The organism is Thermoanaerobacterium sp. R66, assembly GCF_028895185.1.
GTDB lineage: Bacteria > Bacillota > Thermoanaerobacteria > Thermoanaerobacterales > Thermoanaerobacteraceae > Thermoanaerobacterium.
In genome coordinates, this window is record NZ_JAEUWW010000001.1 from 575,587 (window position 1) to 595,324 (window position 19,738).

The 19,738-nt window shown below is 35.3% G+C and carries 19 protein-coding genes, 1 tRNA gene and 1 other RNA gene; all 21 read left to right on the forward strand.

Translation table 11 applies throughout. The annotated features are described in order from the left end of the window. The first annotated feature begins 11 nt into the window (after positions 1-11). The 21 genes from mtaB to JJQ93_RS02790 all read left to right on the forward strand — a co-directional run bounded on the left by mtaB (position 12) and on the right by JJQ93_RS02790 (position 19,700). Positions 12-1,385, forward strand: coding sequence for a tRNA (N(6)-L-threonylcarbamoyladenosine(37)-C(2))-methylthiotransferase MtaB (gene mtaB / locus JJQ93_RS02690; RefSeq protein WP_274892663.1), 1,374 nt, complete (start codon positions 12-14; stop codon positions 1,383-1,385). Continuing rightward, complete coding sequence (locus JJQ93_RS02695) at positions 1,382-1,726, forward strand: histidine triad nucleotide-binding protein (RefSeq protein WP_274892664.1); 345 nt, start codon at positions 1,382-1,384, stop codon at positions 1,724-1,726. Before mtaB ends, JJQ93_RS02695 begins: the two co-directional genes overlap by 4 nt. Positions 1,727-1,838: 112 nt before the next feature. Then, positions 1,839-2,024: a 30S ribosomal protein S21 gene (gene rpsU, locus JJQ93_RS02700; protein WP_013297679.1), complete on the forward strand. Its 186-nt coding sequence runs from the start codon at positions 1,839-1,841 to the stop codon at positions 2,022-2,024. Positions 2,025-2,036: 12 nt separating this feature from the next. Further along, complete coding sequence (locus JJQ93_RS02705; RefSeq protein ID WP_274892665.1) at positions 2,037-2,480, forward strand: GatB/YqeY domain-containing protein; 444 nt, start codon at positions 2,037-2,039, stop codon at positions 2,478-2,480. Between the two features lie 150 nt (positions 2,481-2,630). Next, positions 2,631-2,903 carry a sporulation protein YqfC gene (yqfC, locus tag JJQ93_RS02710; RefSeq protein WP_013788273.1) on the forward strand — a complete coding sequence of 91 codons (273 nt, stop codon included), beginning with the start codon at positions 2,631-2,633 and terminating at the stop codon, positions 2,901-2,903. A gap of 49 nt (positions 2,904-2,952) precedes the next feature. Continuing rightward, positions 2,953-4,158 (forward strand): sporulation protein YqfD, encoded by a 1,206-nt coding sequence (yqfD, locus tag JJQ93_RS02715; RefSeq protein ID WP_274892666.1) that lies wholly within the window; start codon positions 2,953-2,955, stop codon positions 4,156-4,158. Next, positions 4,139-5,137, forward strand: a complete 999-nt coding sequence (locus tag JJQ93_RS02720; protein WP_085112604.1) for a PhoH family protein — start codon at positions 4,139-4,141, stop codon at positions 5,135-5,137. Before yqfD ends, JJQ93_RS02720 begins: the two co-directional genes overlap by 20 nt. A 5-nt stretch (positions 5,138-5,142) precedes the next feature. Beyond that, positions 5,143-7,203 (forward strand): HD family phosphohydrolase, encoded by a 2,061-nt coding sequence (locus JJQ93_RS02725; RefSeq protein ID WP_274892667.1) that lies wholly within the window; start codon positions 5,143-5,145, stop codon positions 7,201-7,203. Beyond that, positions 7,200-7,679 carry an rRNA maturation RNase YbeY gene (ybeY, locus tag JJQ93_RS02730; protein WP_085112602.1) on the forward strand — a complete coding sequence of 160 codons (480 nt, stop codon included), beginning with the start codon at positions 7,200-7,202 and terminating at the stop codon, positions 7,677-7,679. Before JJQ93_RS02725 ends, ybeY begins: the two co-directional genes overlap by 4 nt. A gap of 7 nt (positions 7,680-7,686) precedes the next feature. Beyond that, a complete protein-coding gene (locus JJQ93_RS02735; protein WP_085112601.1) occupies positions 7,687-8,385 on the forward strand; it encodes a diacylglycerol kinase in 699 nt (232 codons plus the stop codon). Between the two features lie 18 nt (positions 8,386-8,403). Further along, positions 8,404-9,303 (forward strand): GTPase Era, encoded by a 900-nt coding sequence (era, locus tag JJQ93_RS02740; protein WP_274892668.1) that lies wholly within the window; start codon positions 8,404-8,406, stop codon positions 9,301-9,303. 40 nt (positions 9,304-9,343) lie between these two features. Beyond that, entirely contained in the window at positions 9,344-9,997 is a 654-nt protein-coding gene (gene deoC / locus JJQ93_RS02745; RefSeq protein WP_274892669.1) for a deoxyribose-phosphate aldolase, read from the forward strand. Between the two features lie 22 nt (positions 9,998-10,019). After that, positions 10,020-10,766, forward strand: coding sequence for a DNA repair protein RecO (recO, locus tag JJQ93_RS02750; protein ID WP_274892670.1), 747 nt, complete (start codon positions 10,020-10,022; stop codon positions 10,764-10,766). Between the two features lie 12 nt (positions 10,767-10,778). Next, a complete protein-coding gene (locus JJQ93_RS02755; RefSeq protein ID WP_085112597.1) occupies positions 10,779-11,180 on the forward strand; it encodes a DUF4342 domain-containing protein in 402 nt (133 codons plus the stop codon). A 130-nt stretch (positions 11,181-11,310) separates the two neighbouring features. After that, positions 11,311-12,699 (forward strand): glycine--tRNA ligase, encoded by a 1,389-nt coding sequence (locus JJQ93_RS02760; protein ID WP_274892671.1) that lies wholly within the window; start codon positions 11,311-11,313, stop codon positions 12,697-12,699. Between the two features lie 199 nt (positions 12,700-12,898). Continuing rightward, entirely contained in the window at positions 12,899-13,714 is an 816-nt protein-coding gene (locus JJQ93_RS02765) for a pyruvate, water dikinase regulatory protein (protein WP_013788262.1), read from the forward strand. Further along, positions 13,715-16,345 (forward strand): pyruvate, phosphate dikinase, encoded by a 2,631-nt coding sequence (gene ppdK / locus JJQ93_RS02770; protein ID WP_274892672.1) that lies wholly within the window; start codon positions 13,715-13,717, stop codon positions 16,343-16,345. It begins immediately after the preceding gene. Positions 16,346-16,560: 215 nt separating this feature from the next. After that, on the forward strand, positions 16,561-18,708 hold the full coding sequence (rnr, locus tag JJQ93_RS02775; protein ID WP_274892673.1) for a ribonuclease R: 2,148 nt from the start codon (positions 16,561-16,563) through the stop codon (positions 18,706-18,708). Positions 18,709-18,795: 87 nt separating this feature from the next. After that, positions 18,796-19,263, forward strand: a complete 468-nt coding sequence (smpB, locus tag JJQ93_RS02780; protein WP_274892674.1) for an SsrA-binding protein SmpB — start codon at positions 18,796-18,798, stop codon at positions 19,261-19,263. 5 nt (positions 19,264-19,268) lie between these two features. Further along, positions 19,269-19,618: a transfer-messenger RNA gene (ssrA, locus tag JJQ93_RS02785) on the forward strand. 9 nt (positions 19,619-19,627) lie between these two features. Then, positions 19,628-19,700 (forward strand) — tRNA-Ala (locus tag JJQ93_RS02790). Positions 19,701-19,738 lie beyond the last annotated feature (38 nt).

Below are 19,738 nucleotides of genomic sequence, written 5' to 3' on the forward strand. Positions count from 1 at the left end.
AATATTACGAAGTGGCAAAGGCAAACATAGCTTTAGACGCTGATGAATTTTATGATATATATGGCCGCAAAAAAATTGTGTCATTTTTTACCTTAGGTTGTAAAGTAAATCAATATGAAACGGAAGCCATGGCTGAGATTTTCAAGAGTTCAGGATATGATGTTGTAGGGTTTGATGAATATGCCGATGTGTATGTCATAAATACATGCACTGTGACTGGTCGAGGTGATATGAAATCAAGACAGGAAATAAGAAAGGCTAAAAAAATCAATCCAGATTCTGTAGTAGCTGTGGTTGGCTGTTATTCGCAAGTGGCTTCAAATGAAGTCTTAAATATACCCGAAGTCAATGTTGTTTTAGGCACTAAAAACAAAGGGGAAATAGTTAAATTAGTAGAGAAAGCGGCAAATGCTAATAAGGTAAATGCCGTTGAAGATATATTTAAAGATAGAAAATTCGAAGAACTTAAAATATCGGCCCAAGAAGGTCATACGCGGGCGTATTTAAAGATACAGGATGGATGTAATCAATACTGCACTTATTGTATTATACCGTATGCCAGAGGGCCTATAAGAAGCAGAAAGCCCAATGACATATTGGATGAAGTTAAAAGACTTAAGGATAATGGCTATAAAGAAGTAGTATTGACAGGTATACACGTTGCATCATATGGCAAAGACTTGGAAAATGCAGATTTGCTTGATATAATAAAGATGATACACGAAATCGAAGGCATTGAAAGAATACGCTTAAGTTCAATTGAGCCTACATTTTTAACCGAAGATTTCGTAAGAGAAGTTTCTCTTTTGCCTAAATTTTGCAGACATTATCATATTTCGTTGCAAAGCGGTTCGGACAGTGTTCTTAAAAGAATGGGTAGAAGATACACAACAAGCGAATACAAAGCGATCATAGAGAGAGTAAGAAAGTACATCAAGGACGTGGCGATAACAACTGATGTAATGGTAGGGTTTCCAGGAGAGACTGAGAAGGAGTTTAATGAAACTTATAATTTTGTAAAAGACATACAATTTAGCAAGATGCATGTCTTTAAGTATTCAAGGCGGGCAGGCACAAAAGCGGCAGACTACCCTGACCAAATCAAAAATTCTGTCAAGGAAGAGAGAAGTAAAATATTAATTAAGCTTTCAGAAGAATGCGAATTGAAATTTTACAGAAAGTTTTTAGGTAGCACTTTAAATGTGCTATTTGAACAGAGGACTAAAGAGTTAGATGATTATGTGGAAGGACTTACTGATAACTATATAAGAGTGGCTGTAGAGACAGATTTAAACATTAAGAATAAAATACTACCTGTAAAATTGATAGATTTAAAAAAAGATTTTGCTATTGGCAAGATTGTTGAAGGAGGTGAAATAAATTGAGTGATTGCATTTTTTGCAAGATCATAAATAGGGAGATTGAATCAAAAATAATTTATGAAGATGATTATGTGGTTGCCTTTCCTGACATTAATCCACAAGCGCCAGTTCACTTGCTTATAGTTCCAAAAGCTCACATTGATTCTCCGTTGGACATTGATGACAGTAATAAAGAGCTTGTAGGACATGTCTATGTAATTGCGAAAAAGCTGGCTAAGCAGTATGGGATTGATAGCAAAGGGTACAGAATAGTGTCCAATTGTGGCGACGACGGTGGACAAACTGTTCATCACATACATTTTCATCTTTTAGGCGGAAGATTTATGACATGGCCTCCAGGGTAAACATTGACACAAATTGGTTTTTAGATTATAATATATTAAGATATCCCAATAATATTTGCAGCAATAAATGCAGCTTACATTTGGCAGTTTATCCGGAGGGAGGGAGATTACAGTGTCAGAAGTTCGTGTTGGAGAAAATGAGTCCCTTGATAATGCATTGAGAAGATTTAAGCGTCAATGTTCGAGAAGTGGCGTTCTCTCTGAATTAAGGAAAAGGGAACATTATGAAAGCCCAAGCGTAAAACGCAAAAAGAAATCAGAAGCAGCAAGAAAAAGAAAGTACAAATTTGGGAAATAAGGAAGTGTGATTATGGCCCTTAAGGATCGATTGTACAAAGATATGGTTGATGCTATGAAATCAAAAGATGTATTCAGAAAGAATATATTAAGCATGGTTAGATCTTCGATATTGCAAGTAGAAAAGGATACAGGAAAAGTCCTTGATGATGAAGGGGTCATTAATGTAATTTCAAGAGAAATAAAACAAAGAAGAGAAGTTTTGCCTGAATACGAAAAAGGTGGCAGGCAAGATTTAGTAGATAAAGCAAATCATGAAATAGAAATTATGCTTGAGTATATGCCACAGCAGTTGACCGATGATGAAATAGATGAGATCGTAAGAAGAGTTATCGACGAGATAGGTGCTACAAACAAAAATGATATAGGAATGGTTATGAGCAAAGTGATGCCTCTTGTAAAAGGCAAAGCTGATGGCAATAAAGTTAAGACGATAGTTTCGCAGCACTTACAATGATAAAAAAACTTGGTACTTAGATGTATCAAGTTTTTTTGCTTTTATTGCATGGAACATAGGTCCATGTTTTTTTTTTATTTTATTTTAAAATTCCTTAAAAGAATGTTTTTACTTAAAGATTCATAAGATTTAACGGGAGGAGGCTTTATCATGAAGTCAAATACCATAAAAGAGGGAATTCTAAATTTAGTGGATTTTCCTAAAGATGTTTTGTTGAATCTCCCTAAGATAACAGTAATAGGCAACACGCAAATTACAGTAGAAAACCATAGAGGCATAATAGAATATATTCCTGAAAGGATAAGGATTAATTCTACGATAGGAATGATTAGAATAACAGGTAAAAACATGATTATAAATTCAGTCATGACAGAGATATTGGTCATTACTGGTAAAATATTGAATATAGAAATAATTGTATGAGAATTTTTTGCATTTTCAATAGAATAAAAAGGCAGAAGGGGGTATTTGCTTGCTGGCCATAAAATTGTGGAATTTTTTATACGGGTATGCTATTATAAGAATAGAAGGCTTGTCAATAGAGAGATTTTTAAATATTGTTATATCTAAAAACATATATGTATGGGATGTGGAAAGGACAAACCACACTACAATAGTAGCAAAGATCAGTTTGAAAGGATTTAAGCTGCTTTTGCCGTATACGAAAATGACGAATTGCAGGGTGTACATCGTTGAAAAAAGAGGGTTGCCATTTATTGTCTTTTATTTAAAGAGGAGAAGAATGTTGGTTTTAGGCGCAGCAGCGTGTGTGATATTAGCATATATTTTTTCGATGTTTATATGGTCTATTGAGATAGATGGTGGACAAAATATAAGTGAAGCTTCTATAATTTCAGAACTCGACAAATTGGGACTTAAAGCTGGTGCTTTAAAGTCATCAATAGATATTCATAAGATTCAACAAGAATTTTTGGTGGATGAAAAAGATGTTGCATGGATTGGTATTGACATAAAAGGTACAAAAGCAATAGTTAAGGTTGTGAAGAAAACTGCACCACCTGCTGTAATAGATGAAAATGTGCCATGTAATATAATAGCTAAAAAAGATGGTATAATATATAAAATGACAGTATTAGAAGGTGATGCTTTAAAAAAAGTTGGTGATACAGTAAAGACGGGAGACGTCTTAGTATCTGGGATAATAGAAAGGCCCAATACAAACACGCGGTTTGTGCATTCAATGGGAACAATACTGGCAAGAGTTTGGTATGAAGGCTACGCAGATGTTAATTTAGTGCAGCAAAACTACAAGAGAACTGGTAGAAAAATCACTATGACAAAAATTGCAATGGGAAGCAGCACATTGACTCTTTCGTCGAGAAAAATCGATTTTAAAAATTATGATAGAGAAGTGAGAAATTTGACTTCATCTGCTTCTCCAATAAAAATCATAAATGAGACATATTACGAGACGGTGCCGATTGAAGTAAAGTTGACAAAAGATGAAGCGGAAAAATTAGCTGTAGAAAATGCTCTTAAAAACATTTCATCTGCTTTTGGAAAAGATGCTAAAATAGTCAATAGACAACAAAAGATGACAATGATAAACGCAAACGTGCTGCGGGCTGATGTTATAGTGGAAGTGATAGAGGATATTGGAACGCAAGAAAACATCAATTATAATACGGAGGTAAAAATTGAAAGAAGTAACAATTGATATCAATAATATTGAACAAGCTGCAAATTTATTTGGCAAGTTCGATGAAAATATAAAATTGATTGAAGAAGGAATGGATGTAAAAATTGTCGTCAGAGATGATATGATTAAAATCAGCGGTGAAGATGCCAATGTGGATGGGGCAGAAAAGGTGTTTAGTGAGCTTATAGATATAATCAATAGTGGTGAGATTATAACAGCTCAAAACGTCTTATACGCTATGAGATTAGTCAACATGGGGGAGGAAGAAAAGTTAAAGTCCATCTTATCTGACATTGTGTGTATTACATCAAGAGGGAAACAGATAAGATGCAAGACTTATGGCCAAAAAAGATATGTAAATGCCATAAGAAATAATGAAATTGTCTTTGGAATTGGGCCAGCAGGTACTGGGAAGACGTATCTTGCTATGGCAATGGCTGTAACATCTTTGAAAAACAAAGAAATCGGGCGAATCATTTTGACAAGACCTGCAGTTGAGGCGGGAGAGCGACTGGGCTTTTTGCCAGGCGATTTGCAAGAGAAGGTTGACCCGTATTTAAGACCATTGTACGATGCGTTATACGATATTCTTGGGGCTGAAACATTTCAAAAGTACATGGAAAAAGGGCTTATTGAAGTTGCACCATTAGCGTATATGAGAGGCAGAACTTTGGACGATTCATTTATAATACTTGATGAAGCTCAAAATACTACTCCAGAGCAAATGAAGATGTTTTTAACAAGGATTGGATTTGGCTCTAAGGCTGTTATAACAGGTGACGTTACGCAGGTGGATTTGCCTAAAGGAAAAAGATCTGGGCTTAAAGATGTCATCGAGATTTTAAACGGTATAGAAGGCATTGAATTTGTTTTGTTAAAGGAGCAGGATGTTATAAGACATCCCCTTGTTGCTAAGATAGTAAAAGCTTATGAAGTATTTGAAAAGTCTAAAAAGACTGACGATGCAGAAGAAGAAAATTCTTCTTGGGAGGATTAATTTAGATGCATATAAAGGACATGCCGATAAAAAAAATATTTTTAAGTCAAAAGGCATATTTGATATATATTACAACTATATACATCATTGTATCGATATTTTTGTTTTACACAGCCATAACGCCGCCTAAAATAGATATAAAAGCCGGAGATGTTGCTCAGATAGATATTAAAGCACCGAAGGACATTGTTGACAATTTGGCAACACAAAAAAAGATTCAAGAAGCCATGAACAGTGTAAATCCTAAATACGATTACGATGAAAATGTTGCACAAGAATCTTACATTAAGCTTACTGATTTTTTCAATAAACTTAGGAGCATTAGAAAGTCCAACGGACAGATTGACGAAAAGCTCAATACACTAAAAGAAACATTGCCAATTAAACTTGATGACCAATCTCTTAAAGTTTTGCTTTCTGCTGAAGACAATACAATAATTGCGGTGGAATCTTTGGCTATATCAACTGAAAAAGCCACGATGTCTCGCCAAATTACAGATGATGCTTTATCTGGTGCATTAAGCAGCGTAAAAAGTGTTATAGATAGCTCAGATTTAAATCAAGAACTAAAGCCGATAGTATATAAAATATTATCTTCTGTCATATCTCCTAATATGATATACAATGCAACTGAAACTGAGACGGCAAAAAAAGAAGCTGCTTCAAAGGTTGAGCCTGTAGTCTATAAGAAAGGACAGAATATTATCGTAAGCGGTGAAATAGTTACAGACGATCAAATTCAGGTCTTAAAAGCATTGGGACTTCTTAAGAATAACAGCAGAGTAGATTTTGCGATGTTATCAGGTATCATCGCCTTATTAGGCGTGTCTTTATTTATTGCAGGCTATTATATAATTAAACTTAATAAAAAAGCGAGGGAGAAGTACGCATATATTCAAATACTGTATCTTTTAGGAATAATATACTATTTTATTGTCATAGCATTAAAAAATATAAACCCTTTACTCATTCCATCAGAGCTTATTGCTTTGTCTGCTTCGGTTATATTGGATCCATTTATTGCCATAATGCTTAATACATTCTTTTCTATTATAAGTGGCATGATGCTAAATTTTAATCAGGCTTTCTTCGTAATGTCCATATTTGGAGGGACAATTGGAGCCATAAAGATGGCTAATTCAAAGCAGAGAATCGATTTTGTCAAAGCTGGCATATATGTAAGTGTTGCTAATACATTGTCTATATTAGGAGTAGGGCTTATTAATAGCAATAATATTTTATCTGTTTTAGAAAATAGCCTTTGGGGGATAATTAGCGGTGCTTTTAGTGTTATATTAGCCATCGGGTTACTTCCGTTTTGGGAATCTGGTTTTGATATCATAACACCCTTAAAATTACTGGAGCTTTCAAATCCAAATAATCCTTTGTTGAAAAAGCTGATGATGGATGCTCCCGGCACATATCATCACAGCATAATAGTCGCTAATTTGGCTGAAGCAGGATCTGATGCAATTGGTGCAAACAGCCTATTGACACGAGTGGGGGCATATTATCATGATATAGGTAAAGTAAAAAGACCGTATTTTTTCAAAGAAAATCAATTTACGGATGAAAATTTGCATGACAAAATATCGCCGGATCTAAGCTCACTGGTGATTACATCTCACGTTAAAGACGGTGTTGAGCTTGCTAAAAAGTATAAGTTGCCTGAAGATATAATAAATTTAATACGAGAACACCATGGTACATCTCTCGTAAAATATTTTTACAGTAAAGCGTTAAAGACAGATGATTTATGTGAAGAAGACTCGTTTAGGTATCCGGGTCCAAAACCTCAGACTAAAGAATCTGCAATTTTGATGTTGGCAGATTCTATTGAAGCTGCTGTAAGGTCCCTTCACGAACCTACAGACGATGAGATTGAAACGATGGTCAACAAAATAATCGACGACAGATTAAAAGATGGCCAGCTTAATGAAAGCAATTTAACTTTAAAGGACATAAAGGATTTGTCAAAGTCATTTTTGACATCTTTAAACGGAATATTTCATCGCAGGATAGAGTATCCTGAAATAGAAAATAATAAGGCAGAGGTGTTACAATGAATATTTTAATTGATAATAGACAGGATAAAGTTGATGCACAAGGATTGGATAAGATAGTAGAAGATGTGGTGCGAACAGCGTTGGAAGTGGAAGGTGTTGTCGATGACGTGGAGGTAAGCGTATCTTTTGTTGACAATGAGGAGATTCATAAGTTAAACAAGTATTATAGAAATGTAGATAGAGAAACAGATGTATTGTCTTTTCCACTGGTGGAGTTTGAAGAAATATACACAGATATAGACGAAGAAGATGATGATTTAGATGAAGTACAACCTATAGGTGATATAGTAATTTCTTTGGAGAAGGCAAAGCAACAAGCTGAAGAATATGGTCATTCTTTTATAAGGGAAGTTGCTTATCTTACAGCACACAGCATGTTTCATTTGATGGGATACGATCATGAGACAGAAGACGAAAAAAAGGTAATGAGGGAAAAAGAAGAAGAAGTTATGCGACGTCTAAAAATAGAAAGGTGATACATTTTTGAAGATAAGAAAATTGATAGATAGTTTTAACTATGCTATAGAAGGAATCATATACGCATTTAAGACAGAAAAAAACATGAAAATACACTTTGTGGCGGCCCTTTTTGTATTAGTTTTAAGTTTGTTTTACAATTTTAGCAAACTTGAGATGATAGCCATAATAGTCACAATATCTCTTGTCTTGATCGCTGAAATGATAAATACGGCTATAGAGACTATAGTCGATTTAATAACTGATGAATATCATGCTTTGGCTAAAATAGCCAAAGATGTGGCTGCTGGTGCTGTGTTGATATCTGCTTTAAACGCTGTATTTGTCGCATATTTGCTATTTTTCCATCGGCTTAATCCGTGGGTTAATATTTTGCTTACAAGGATAAAAAGCTCTCCAGCCCATGTCACATTCATTGCACTTATAGTAGTAATGATATTGACCATAATCTTAAAAGCCTATTTTGGAAAAGGGACGCCATTAAGAGGTGGCTTGCCAAGTGGGCACAGTGCAATAGCGTTTTGCCTTGCAACAGCATCAACATTTATATCTAAAAATATACTTTTATCAACCATAAGCTTTATTATGGCTTTTTTAGTGGCACAAAGCAGAGTTGAAGGTAAAATACATTCTGCTTTTCAGGTAATAGTAGGTAGTATCATTGGAATACTTATAACAGTATTGTTTTTTCAAATTTTTAAATAAAATTTTTGAGGTGATGATATGGCATTTAAATCGGGATTTGCTGCATTGATTGGAAGAACTAACGTTGGTAAATCTACTCTATTAAACGCATTGCTAAACGAAAAGGTGGCTATAACTTCAGACAAGCCGCAAACCACCAGAAATACTATTCAAGGTATTTTGACAGGCGAAGACTATCAAGTGATTTTTATTGATACACCTGGTATACACAAGCCGAAGCACAAATTAAGCGAATTCATGATTGAATCCGTAAAAAAAACTTTGGCAGAAGTGGATTTAATAATCTACATGGTGGAGCCAGATGTTGAAGTAGGACCAGGCGATAAATATATCATTGATCACCTTATAAACATTGAAACACCAGTGATTTTGGTCATAAATAAAATAGACACCGTTCCCCATGAAACTGTAGATATGTCAATACAGATATTTAAGCAACTGTATAATTTTAAAGATATATTGCCAATATCTGCTTTGAAAAATATGAATATTGATCTTTTAAAATACACAATAGTATCGTATATACCAGAAGGACCGCAATACTTTCCCAGCGATTACATAACGGATAGGCCTGAGAAGTTTCTCGTATCAGAAATAATAAGAGAAAAAATATTAAATTACCTTGAGGATGAGGTACCACACGGTGTATACGTGGAAGTTGACTCGATGAAAGCAAGAGAAGATAAAGACATATTGGACATAGAAGCGTTTATATACTGCGAAAAAGAGTCTCACAAGGCTATTATCATAGGGAAAAACGGACAGATGTTAAGAAGGATAGGAAGTAGTGCCAGAATAGAGTTGGAAAGTTTATTTGGCCAAAAAATATATTTGGATCTGTGGGTAAAAGTGAGAAAAGGCTGGAGAGATAATGTCAGCATTTTAAGGAATTTTGGCTATGTAATTGACAAAAATTGATTGGTAGTGTTAAAGTATACTTAAGAAAGGTGGAGATATTGTGGAAATTGCAAAGATGATAGATCATACTTTATTAAAACCGGATGCAACTGATTCTGATATTAAAAAATTGGCTGATGAAGCTAAGGAATATGGTTTTGCGTCTGTGTGTGTAAATCCATGCCATGTAAAACTTGTAGCTGATGTTTTAAAAAACAGTGATGTAAAGGTATGTACAGTTATCGGTTTTCCTCTTGGCGCTAATACGACTGAAACCAAGGTGTTTGAAGCAAAAGAAGCCATATCAAATGGGGCAAATGAAATAGATATGGTCTTAAACATAGGCAAACTGAAATCTGGCGACTACGATTATGTGAAAAAGGACATAGAAGCTGTGACAAAGGTAGCTAAATCTTTTGGAGAAATCATAGTTAAAGTTATCTTAGAGACATGTTATCTTACTGATGAAGAAAAAGTAAAAGCCTGTGAAATTACAGTTGATGCAGGGGCAGATTTTGTTAAAACATCAACTGGATTTGGCAGTGGTGGCGCAACTGTACACGATGTTGAATTGATGAGAAAAACTGTTGGCGAAAATTTTGGTGTTAAAGCATCAGGTGGCATAAGAACTGCAGATTTTGCTAAAGAAATTGTAAAAGCAGGTGCTAACAGGATTGGTACAAGCTCTGGAATTCAAATCGTAAAAGTATGGTAAAATCAACAAAGGGTAAATTATCATGAAATTTATAAAAACAGAGTCTATAGTCTTAAAAAGCAGGCTAATAGGCGAATCAGACAAAGTCGTTACACTTTTTACGAAATCAAATGGTAAGATAGATGCAATAGCAAAAGGTGCAAGGAACTCGAAAAGCAGATTTTTGGGTTCCTCACATCCTTTTTCAATAGGATATTATGTTTTGTTTGAAGGGCAAAATTACTATTATATTGACCAATGGGAGTTAATCCATTCTTTTTTAAAAATAGATGATGATATTTTGAAGCTTTCTTACGCATCGTATTTTGCAGATATCGTTTATAAGCTGCTGGAAGAAAATGAAAAGAACACAAACATATACAATCTATTAAAATATTCCATGCTTCTGCTGGAAAGAGATCTTGTCGATTGCAATTTGCTTTCAATCACTTTTTGCTTGAAGTTTGTCACATTTATGGGATATATGCCTGAAGTGCACCACTGTTTATCCTGTGGCAGAGATGATAACATTATGTATTTTTCGCCATTAAAAGGTGGTGTATTGTGCAGGGATTGTAAAAGCAGTGTTGATGACATATTCTACATAAAAAGAGAAACACTAAATACGTTAAGGTATTTGCTCAGCAATGGTTTTGGCAATGTTGTAAAACTTAGAATACAAAAAGATGTATTAGTAGAACTAGATAAAATAGTTACTGATTATATGAGTGTTCACTTTGACAAAAATTTTCAGTCAAAATATTTTTTAGACAAATTAAAAAATATGTAGGAGGTGATAGAAGTGGATAATGAGCTTGAAAAGATCGATCAGATCGTGGCCAGAACAGGTGTAAGCTACAAGGAAGCGAAGGAAGCCTTAGAAAAGTGTAATGGTGATGTGGTAGATGCTCTTATATACATTGAAGAAAACAAAAAGAATTGGACAGAGAGCATATCGGTTGCAGGTTCTGAAGTAATTGACAAGATAAAAGAGATTGTTAAAAAAGGCAACGTCACAAAAATAAGAATAAAAAAAGACGATAATGTGATACTTGAGGTTCCTGTCACTGCTGGAGCTATATCAGCCATCATAGTTCCTCAACTTACTGTCATAGGTGCTGCATTGGCATTTTTCACAAACTGTACTGTTGAGATAGAAAGACCAAATAAAGAGATAACTGTATTAAAAGAAGAAAGAGAATAAAGTCCAATGCTTTCATTAAGCGATATTGACATATTTAAAACTATTTGATATTCTAAAATAAATTGAATTTAGCCCTTTTTGCCGAGGAGGAAAAAGGGTTTTGTTTATACATAAAAAGGAGTGTTTGTTGATGGCTTTTGATGTAACTATGGATAAGATAGTGTCTCTTGCAAAAAATCGTGGCTTTATATTTCCTGGATCTGAGATCTATGGAGGTTTGGCAAACACATGGGACTACGGTCCGCTTGGTGTTGAATTTAAAAACAATGTAAAAAGAGCTTGGTGGAGGAAATTTATACAGGAAAGTCAGTACAATGTGGGGATAGACTCTGCAATACTGATGAATCCTGAAACATGGGTGGCATCTGGACATGTTGGTGGATTTAGCGATCCATTGATGGACTGCAAAGAGTGCAAATCTAGATTTCGCGCTGATAAGATTGTGGAAGATTATTTAAAAGAACATGGAGAAGAAACAAATGTAGATGGTTGGACAAATGAAAGATTAAAGCAGTTTATAGATGACAACAACGTGCCGTGCCCAGTTTGCGGTGCTCATAATTTTACAGATATTAGAAAATTTAATTTGATGTTTAAGACGTTTCAAGGTGTTACAGAGGATTCGAAGTCAGAAATATACTTAAGACCTGAAACTGCACAAGGTATATTTGTCAACTTTAAAAATGTCCTTAGAACGTCAAGAAAAAAGATACCATTTGGGATAGGTCAAATTGGTAAATCATTTAGAAATGAGATTACGCCTGGAAATTTTACTTTTAGGACGAGAGAATTTGAACAGATGGAATTGGAATTTTTCTGCAAACCTGGTGAAGACTTAGAGTGGTTTAATTATTGGAAAGAATTCTGTATGAATTGGCTTTTAAATTTAGGCTTGAGAAAAGAAAATTTAAGATTTAGGGATCACAGTAAGGAAGAGCTTTCGCATTACAGCAATGCTACTACAGACATAGAATACAGATTTCCATTTGGATGGGGAGAGTTATGGGGAATAGCTGACAGGACTGATTTCGATCTTAGAAGTCATATGGAGCATTCAGGAGCAGATTTAACATATTTTGACCCTGTTACAAATGAAAAGTACATACCATACTGTATTGAACCATCTGTAGGGGCTGACAGAGTAGCTTTGGCATTTTTGATAGATGCTTACAATGAAGAAGTGGTAGAAGAAAATGACACAAGAGTCGTTTTAAAATTACATCCTGCATTGTCACCGATAAAGGCGGCAGTTCTTCCTTTGTCTAAAAAGCTGGGCGAAAATGCTTATAAATTGTACGATGAATTAAGAAAAGATTTTGTGGTTGATTACGATGAGACAGGAAGTATTGGCAAAAGATATAGAAGACAGGATGAAATAGGGACACCTTACTGCATAACGTATGACTTTGATTCATTAAATGATGAATCGGTGACAATAAGGGATAGAGATACGATGCAGCAAATAAGGATTAAGATAAATGAAGTAAAGCCGTATTTGGAATCTAAATTAAAAATATAAAAAAAATCAGGCGAGTGCCTGGTTTTTTTTATATTTTATGCTATAATATTAATTGGACATTATTGTAATTGACTTAAATGATAAAATGTTGTTGTATATAGTCAGAAAACGTTAATCTGAAAGGTATTGTCATAATGGGAGTAAAACTGTCCCACATGACTGTTTTAGTATCAGCTATTTATAGGAGGCTAAATTTATTGTGGATGAGAATGTTGCCATTTACCTTGTGTCTGATTCAAGCATTGATACGGCGGAGCATGTAGCAGCCATAGCTGCATCCAGATTTGGCACCAATATAAGTCAAATCAAAAAGTTTCCTTATGTTGGTGATAAAAATCAGATAGATGAGATAATAATAGATGCTTCTAATAATAAGAACAGCCTTATAATACATACGATGGTAGTCGATGAATTAAAACGATACCTTCTAAATAAGGCGAGGCAGTATGATTTGCGCATCGTTGATGTGATGGGGCCTATTATGGATGCTATAGAAGGTACTACTGGCATTGCACCTACAGAATTGTTTTTCCATAAGCGCAAACTTGATGAAGACTACTTCAGAAAGATGGATGCAATTGAGTTTGCAGTAAAACATGATGATGGAAAAGATGTGAATGGTCTATTGTTAGCCGACGTAGTGATATTAGGTGTTTCAAGGACATCAAAGACACCACTATGTATGTATCTTGCACATAAGTATATTAAAGCTGCAAATTTTCCATTGGTGCCTGAGGTGGATCCGCCAAAAGAGTTGTTTGAAATAGATCACAACAAAATATTTGGTCTTATGATAAATATTGATAACTTGGTAGAAATAAGAAAAGAAAGGCTTAAGTCATTGGGTTTGGATTCTAAGGCAGTTTATGCTGCTAAAGATAGAATCATAAAAGAGCTTAACTACGCTAAGGAGGTGATGGAACGGTTAGATTGTACAGTGATTGATGTAACGAATAAAGCTGTCGAGGAAACAGCAAGCATAATATTAAATAAAATCAATAAAGGAGGACTATAAATGGCTAAGAAATATGTATATTTGTTTAGCGAAGGAAATGCGTCCATGAGAAATTTACTGGGCGGAAAAGGGGCAAACCTTGCTGAAATGACAAATCTGGGCTTACCCGTTCCGCAAGGCTTCACTGTTACAACAGAAGCTTGCACAAAATATTATGAAGATGGTAAAAAAATATCTGATGAAATAGTAGAAGAAATCTACAAAAATATGGCTATTTTAGAGGAAATAAACAACAAAAAGTTTGGAGATAAGAAAAATCCGTTATTGGTTTCAGTGCGTTCAGGTGCAAGAGTTTCAATGCCTGGAATGATGGATACAATTTTAAATCTTGGGTTAAACGATGATACTGTTGTAGGACTTGCTGAAGCTACTAACAACGAGAGATTTGCATACGACAGCTATAGAAGATTCATTCAGATGTTTTCAGATGTCGTTATGGGGATTGAAAAGAATAAATTCGAAGCAATATTGGACGCTGTCAAAGAAGAAAACGGTGCAAAATACGATACAGATTTGACTGCAGAAAACTTAAAAGAAGTCGTAAAGAGATACAAAGAACTGTACAAGAAAGAGATGGGCGTTGATTTCCCACAAGATCCAAAGATTCAGCTCTTAGAAGCTGTCAAAGCCGTATTTAGATCATGGGATAATCCAAGAGCTATTGTTTACAGAAGGTTAAATGATATACCAAGTGATTGGGGTACTGCTGTAAATGTTCAGACAATGGTATTTGGCAATATGGGCAATGATTCTGGTACAGGTGTGGCATTTACGAGAAATCCTGCAACAGGTGAAAAAGCATTGTTTGGCGAATTCTTGATGAATGCTCAGGGTGAAGATGTCGTTGCAGGTATAAGGACACCACAGCCAATATCAACATTAAAAGACATAATGCCTGAAGTGTACAATCAATTTACAGAAATTGCAAATAAACTGGAAAATCACTACAGGGATATGCAGGATATCGAGTTTACTATAGAAAGATCAAAGCTTTACATGCTTCAGACGAGAAATGGTAAGAGAACTGCTCAAGCGGCATTAAAAGTTGCAATAGATTTAGTAAATGAAGGCTTAATAGATGAAAAAGAGGCAGTGTTAAGGGTTGATCCAAAACAGCTTGACCAATTATTGCACCCAATGTTTGATGCAGATGCATTAAAAGCAGCAAAACCTATTGCAAAAGGTTTACCGGCATCACCAGGTGCAGCCGCAGGAAAAGTTTACTTTACAGCAGATGATGCAGTTGAAGCTGCAAAGGGTAGAGGCGAAAAAGTGGTACTTGTGAGAATGGAAACATCTCCTGAAGATATAGAAGGTATGGTTGTTGCACAAGGTATTTTGACTGGCCGTGGTGGTATGACATCACATGCTGCTGTTGTCGCTAGAGGAATGGGTACATGCTGTGTTGCTGGATGTAGTGCTGCATTGATTGACGAAAATCAGAAAATAATGAAGATCGGCGATATTGTAGTTAAAGAAGGTGACTACATATCAATTGATGGAAGCACTGGCAATGTATATTTGGGAGAAATAAAGACTGTTCCACCATCTTTGACAGGTAATTTTGCCACATTGATGAGCTGGGCAGACAAATACAGAAAGTTAAAAGTAAAAGCAAATGCTGATATACCAAGGGATGCGAAAGTTGCTGTAGAGTTTGGTGCTGAAGGAATAGGTCTTTGCAGAACAGAGCATATGTTCTTTGCTGAAGACAGAATACCTGCCATGAGGGAAATGATAGTATCAAAGACAGAAGAACAAAGAAGGACTGCTCTAAATAAACTTCTGCCTATGCAAAGGTCAGACTTTGAAGGATTGTTTGAGACAATGGGTGAGCATCCTGTTACAATACGTCTTCTCGATCCACCATTACATGAATTCTTACCACACGAAGATGAAGATATAAAAGCATTGGCTGATGAAATGGGAATGACATTTGAGGATCTAAAAGCGACTGTAGAAAGCCTCAAAGAATTTAACCCAATGCTTGGATTTAGAGGATGCAGGCTTGCTGTCAAGTATCCTGAAATAGCTGAAATGCAGACAAGGGCTATAATTGAAGCAGCAATAAATGTATCAAATAAGCTGGGTATTAGTATTGAACCACAGATAATGATACCTCTTATTGGCGATGTAAAAGAAATGAAATATGTAAAAGACATAATCGTAAAAACGGCTGAAGAGGTATTAAAAGAAAAGAATTCCAACATCAAGTACTTAGTTGGAACAATGATTGAGGTTCCAAGAGCTGCCCTTACAGCAGATGAGATTGCGAAAGAAGCAGAATTCTTCTCATTTGGTACAAATGATTTGACACAGCTTACATTTGCATTCTCAAGAGATGATGCTGGTAAGTTCTTAGAATCATACTATGACAAGAAGATTTACGACTTTGATCCATTTGCAAAACTTGATCAGACTGGCGTAGGCAAGCTTGTTGAAATGGGTACAAAACTTGGCAGACAGACGAGACCTGAATTAAATGTAGGAATATGTGGCGAGCATGGCGGAGACCCATCGTCAATTGAGTTCTGCCATAGAGTAGGACTTGATTATGTATCTTGCTCACCATTTAGGGTTCCAATCGCAAGACTTGCTGCTGCACAAGCTGCAATAAAGGATGAAAAATAAAAAATATATATTATAAAAATTTTAGGCTGCTGACATAATATCAGCAGCCTTTTGCATATATAGAATTTTAGTACCATAATTTTTTTGCAACTTTCTTCAATATTTCTCATGGTAGATGTTATAATTATAATAGATAAATGGAAAATTAACTATGTAAAGAATTTGGTTATTATTAATTATGTTAGACTTAATTTAATAGATTGAGAGGAATCGGTATGAATTTTAAAGATAAATTGTTAGAGCTTTTTAATGACGAAAATTACAAACCTTCAAGGATTGAAAATATTTTAAAAATGCTTGACGTGGATTACAGTCAAAAGGGCATTGTTGAGGAGCTATTAAAGGATTTAGAAAAAGATGGGACAATATATAAGACAAAAAATGAAAAGTACGCTTTGTCAGAAAGATTGGATATAATAAAAGGCAAAATAGATGCCACATCAAGAGGGTTTGCTTTTTTGATACCTGAAAATGAAAGCATTAAGGATATATTTATTTCGAAAGATAATTTAAACAGTGCAATGCAGAATGATACAGTTCTTGTTCGGGTTACAAAGAAAGTTGAAGGGAAGAAGTGGGAAGGAGAAGTTGTAAAAATACTCAAGAGGGCTAATTCTACCATTGTAGGCACTTTTGAGAAAAGCCGCAATTTTGGTTTTGTAGTTCCCGATGATAGAAGCATTACGCAAGATGTATTTATTTCAAAGGCTGACACCATGAATGCCGAAGATGGCATGAAGGTGGTAGTTAAAATAACTAAGTGGCCGGAAAAGCGGAGAAGTCCTGAAGGAAAAATAATTGAAATTTTAGGTAGGAAAAATGATCCTGGAGTAGATGTACTGTCAGTGATTCGTTCATACAACATACCTGAAGAATTTCCAAAGAAAGTCATAAAAGAAGCAGAAAATATACAAGAGAAAATATCAAGTGAAGAAATAACAGGAAGGATAGATTTGCGTCACTTAAATATTGTAACGATAGATGGTGAAGATGCAAAAGACCTTGATGATGCTGTGGCAGTAGAAAAACTTGAGAGCGGTGATTATGTACTTTATGTCAGCATTGCAGACGTCAGTCATTACGTCAAAGAAGGTTCTGAGCTTGATAAGGAAGCTTTAAATAGAGGTTGCAGCGTGTACTTTATAGATAGAGTCATACCAATGTTGCCACACAGATTGTCAAACGGTATATGCAGTCTCAATCCATCTGAGGACAGATTGACACTTACGGTAAAGATGAAGATAGACAAAAATGGTAATGTTGTAGATCACGATATATTTGAAAGCATAATACGAAGCAAAGAAAGAATGACTTATACAAATGTGTACAAAATCTTAGAAGAAAATGATGAAAAATTAAAAGAGCGATATAAAGATTTAATAGAAGATTTTAATAATATGAAAGATTTGGCAAAGATTTTGTTAGAAAGAAGGAAAAGGCGCGGTAGTGTAGACTTTGATTTTGAAGAAGCAAAAATAATTGTAGATGAAAAGGGAAAACCAATTGATATTGTAAAAATCGAAAGAAATATAGCTCATAGGATTATTGAGGAATTTATGCTTGTTGCAAATGAGACAGTTGCTGAGCACATGCATTGGATCAACGTGCCTTTTGTGTACAGGGTTCATGAGCATCCGGACATGGAGAAGCTGATGGCATTTAATAAATTCATACATAATTTAGGTTATCACATAAAGGGCATTGGAGGAGATGAAATACATCCAAAAGCATTGCAAGAGCTTATAAAACAAGTGAGGGGCAAAAATGAACAAAGAGTCGTTGAGACGCTTCTACTAAGGTCTTTAAAGAGGGCTAGATATAGTCCAGAGGAATTAGGCCATTATGCATTGGCGACGCAGTATTATACACACTTTACATCGCCTATAAGGAGATATCCTGATCTGATAATCCATAGGATTATCAAAGAGAATATTCATGGTAAATTGAATGAGAAGCGTCAGGAACATTATAACAAAATATTAAATGACATTTCATTAAAAGCTTCAGAGAGGGAAAGAGCGGCTGATTCGGCGGAAAAAGAGATTGAAGATTTGAAGAAAGTAGAATACATGAAAGAAAGAATTGGGAATATATATAAAGCTATAATCGCCAACGTGACAAATTATGGCTTCTTTGTAGAGTTAGATAACACAGTAGAAGGATTAGTCGATATTGACACTCTTGATGATGACTATTACCATTATGATGATGAAACATATACGTTAATAGGCGAAAGAACGAATAGAAAGTTTTCTATAGGTGATGTTGTGTACGTAAAGGTAGTAGGTGCTAACGTGGACAGGAGGGAAATAGATTTTGTCTTGGCTACACCAGATGAAATCCGCGATGTTGAAGGTGCTTGACATGTGAATTTAATGTGCTATAATAATTAAGCGCAGACCCATGTGCTGTGAGGGAACAATGTATTTTACAGAAAAGGTGTTTTTCTTATGAGTAGTGAAAATATAAAGGTGCTTGCACAAAACAAAAAAGCCAGTCACGACTACTTTATAGATGAAGTTTATGAAGCAGGGATTGTGCTTTTTGGTACAGAAGTCAAATCTGTACGCATGGGTAAAGTAAATTTGAAGGACAGTTTTGCTCGTATAGAAAACAATGAGGTTTTCTTATACAATATGCATATAAGCCCATATGAAAAAGGCAATATTTTTAACAAAGATCCGCTTAGAACGAGGAAATTGCTTCTTAATAGAAGAGAGATTAATAAATTGACTGGTTATGTCACTCAAAAAGGCTATACATTGGTTCCTTTAAGGGTTTATCTTAAACATGGGCTTGTAAAGGTGGAATTAGCAGTTGCCAGAGGCAAAAAATTGTACGATAAAAGAGAAGATATGGCGAGAAGAGATGCTAAGAGGGAGATAGAAAGGCATTTTAAAGAAAGTCAGCATATATGATATACGGGGGTGTACTGGTTTCGACGGGGGTAGTTGAGGTAAAAGTAGCGAGCCGAGGTTCCATCTGCTCGTAAAACGGTGGACTTAAATATAAACGCAAACGATAATTTAGCTTACGCTGCTTAATTACAAGCAGCCGTTCAACCTTTGATTCCCACATCAAAGGATTGGGCGTCGATTTAGTGGGGAACTGATTTATCAAAGCTTTGAGATAAATCGGATTTTATGAAGCTACCAAAGCAGTTATCCTGTCACTGGGAGAGCTGCAGAGGGAATGTCAAAACAGTGACTGCGCTCGGAGAAGCTTTTACTGTGACACCTTCGGACCGGGGTTCGACTCCCCGCACCTCCACCATACATATTCGGGGATATAGCTCAGTTGGGAGAGCGCTACAATGGCATTGTAGAGGCCAGGGGTTCGAATCCCCTTATCTCCATTAAAAAAAGCCTTGAGAACCGAGGCTTTTTATTATAT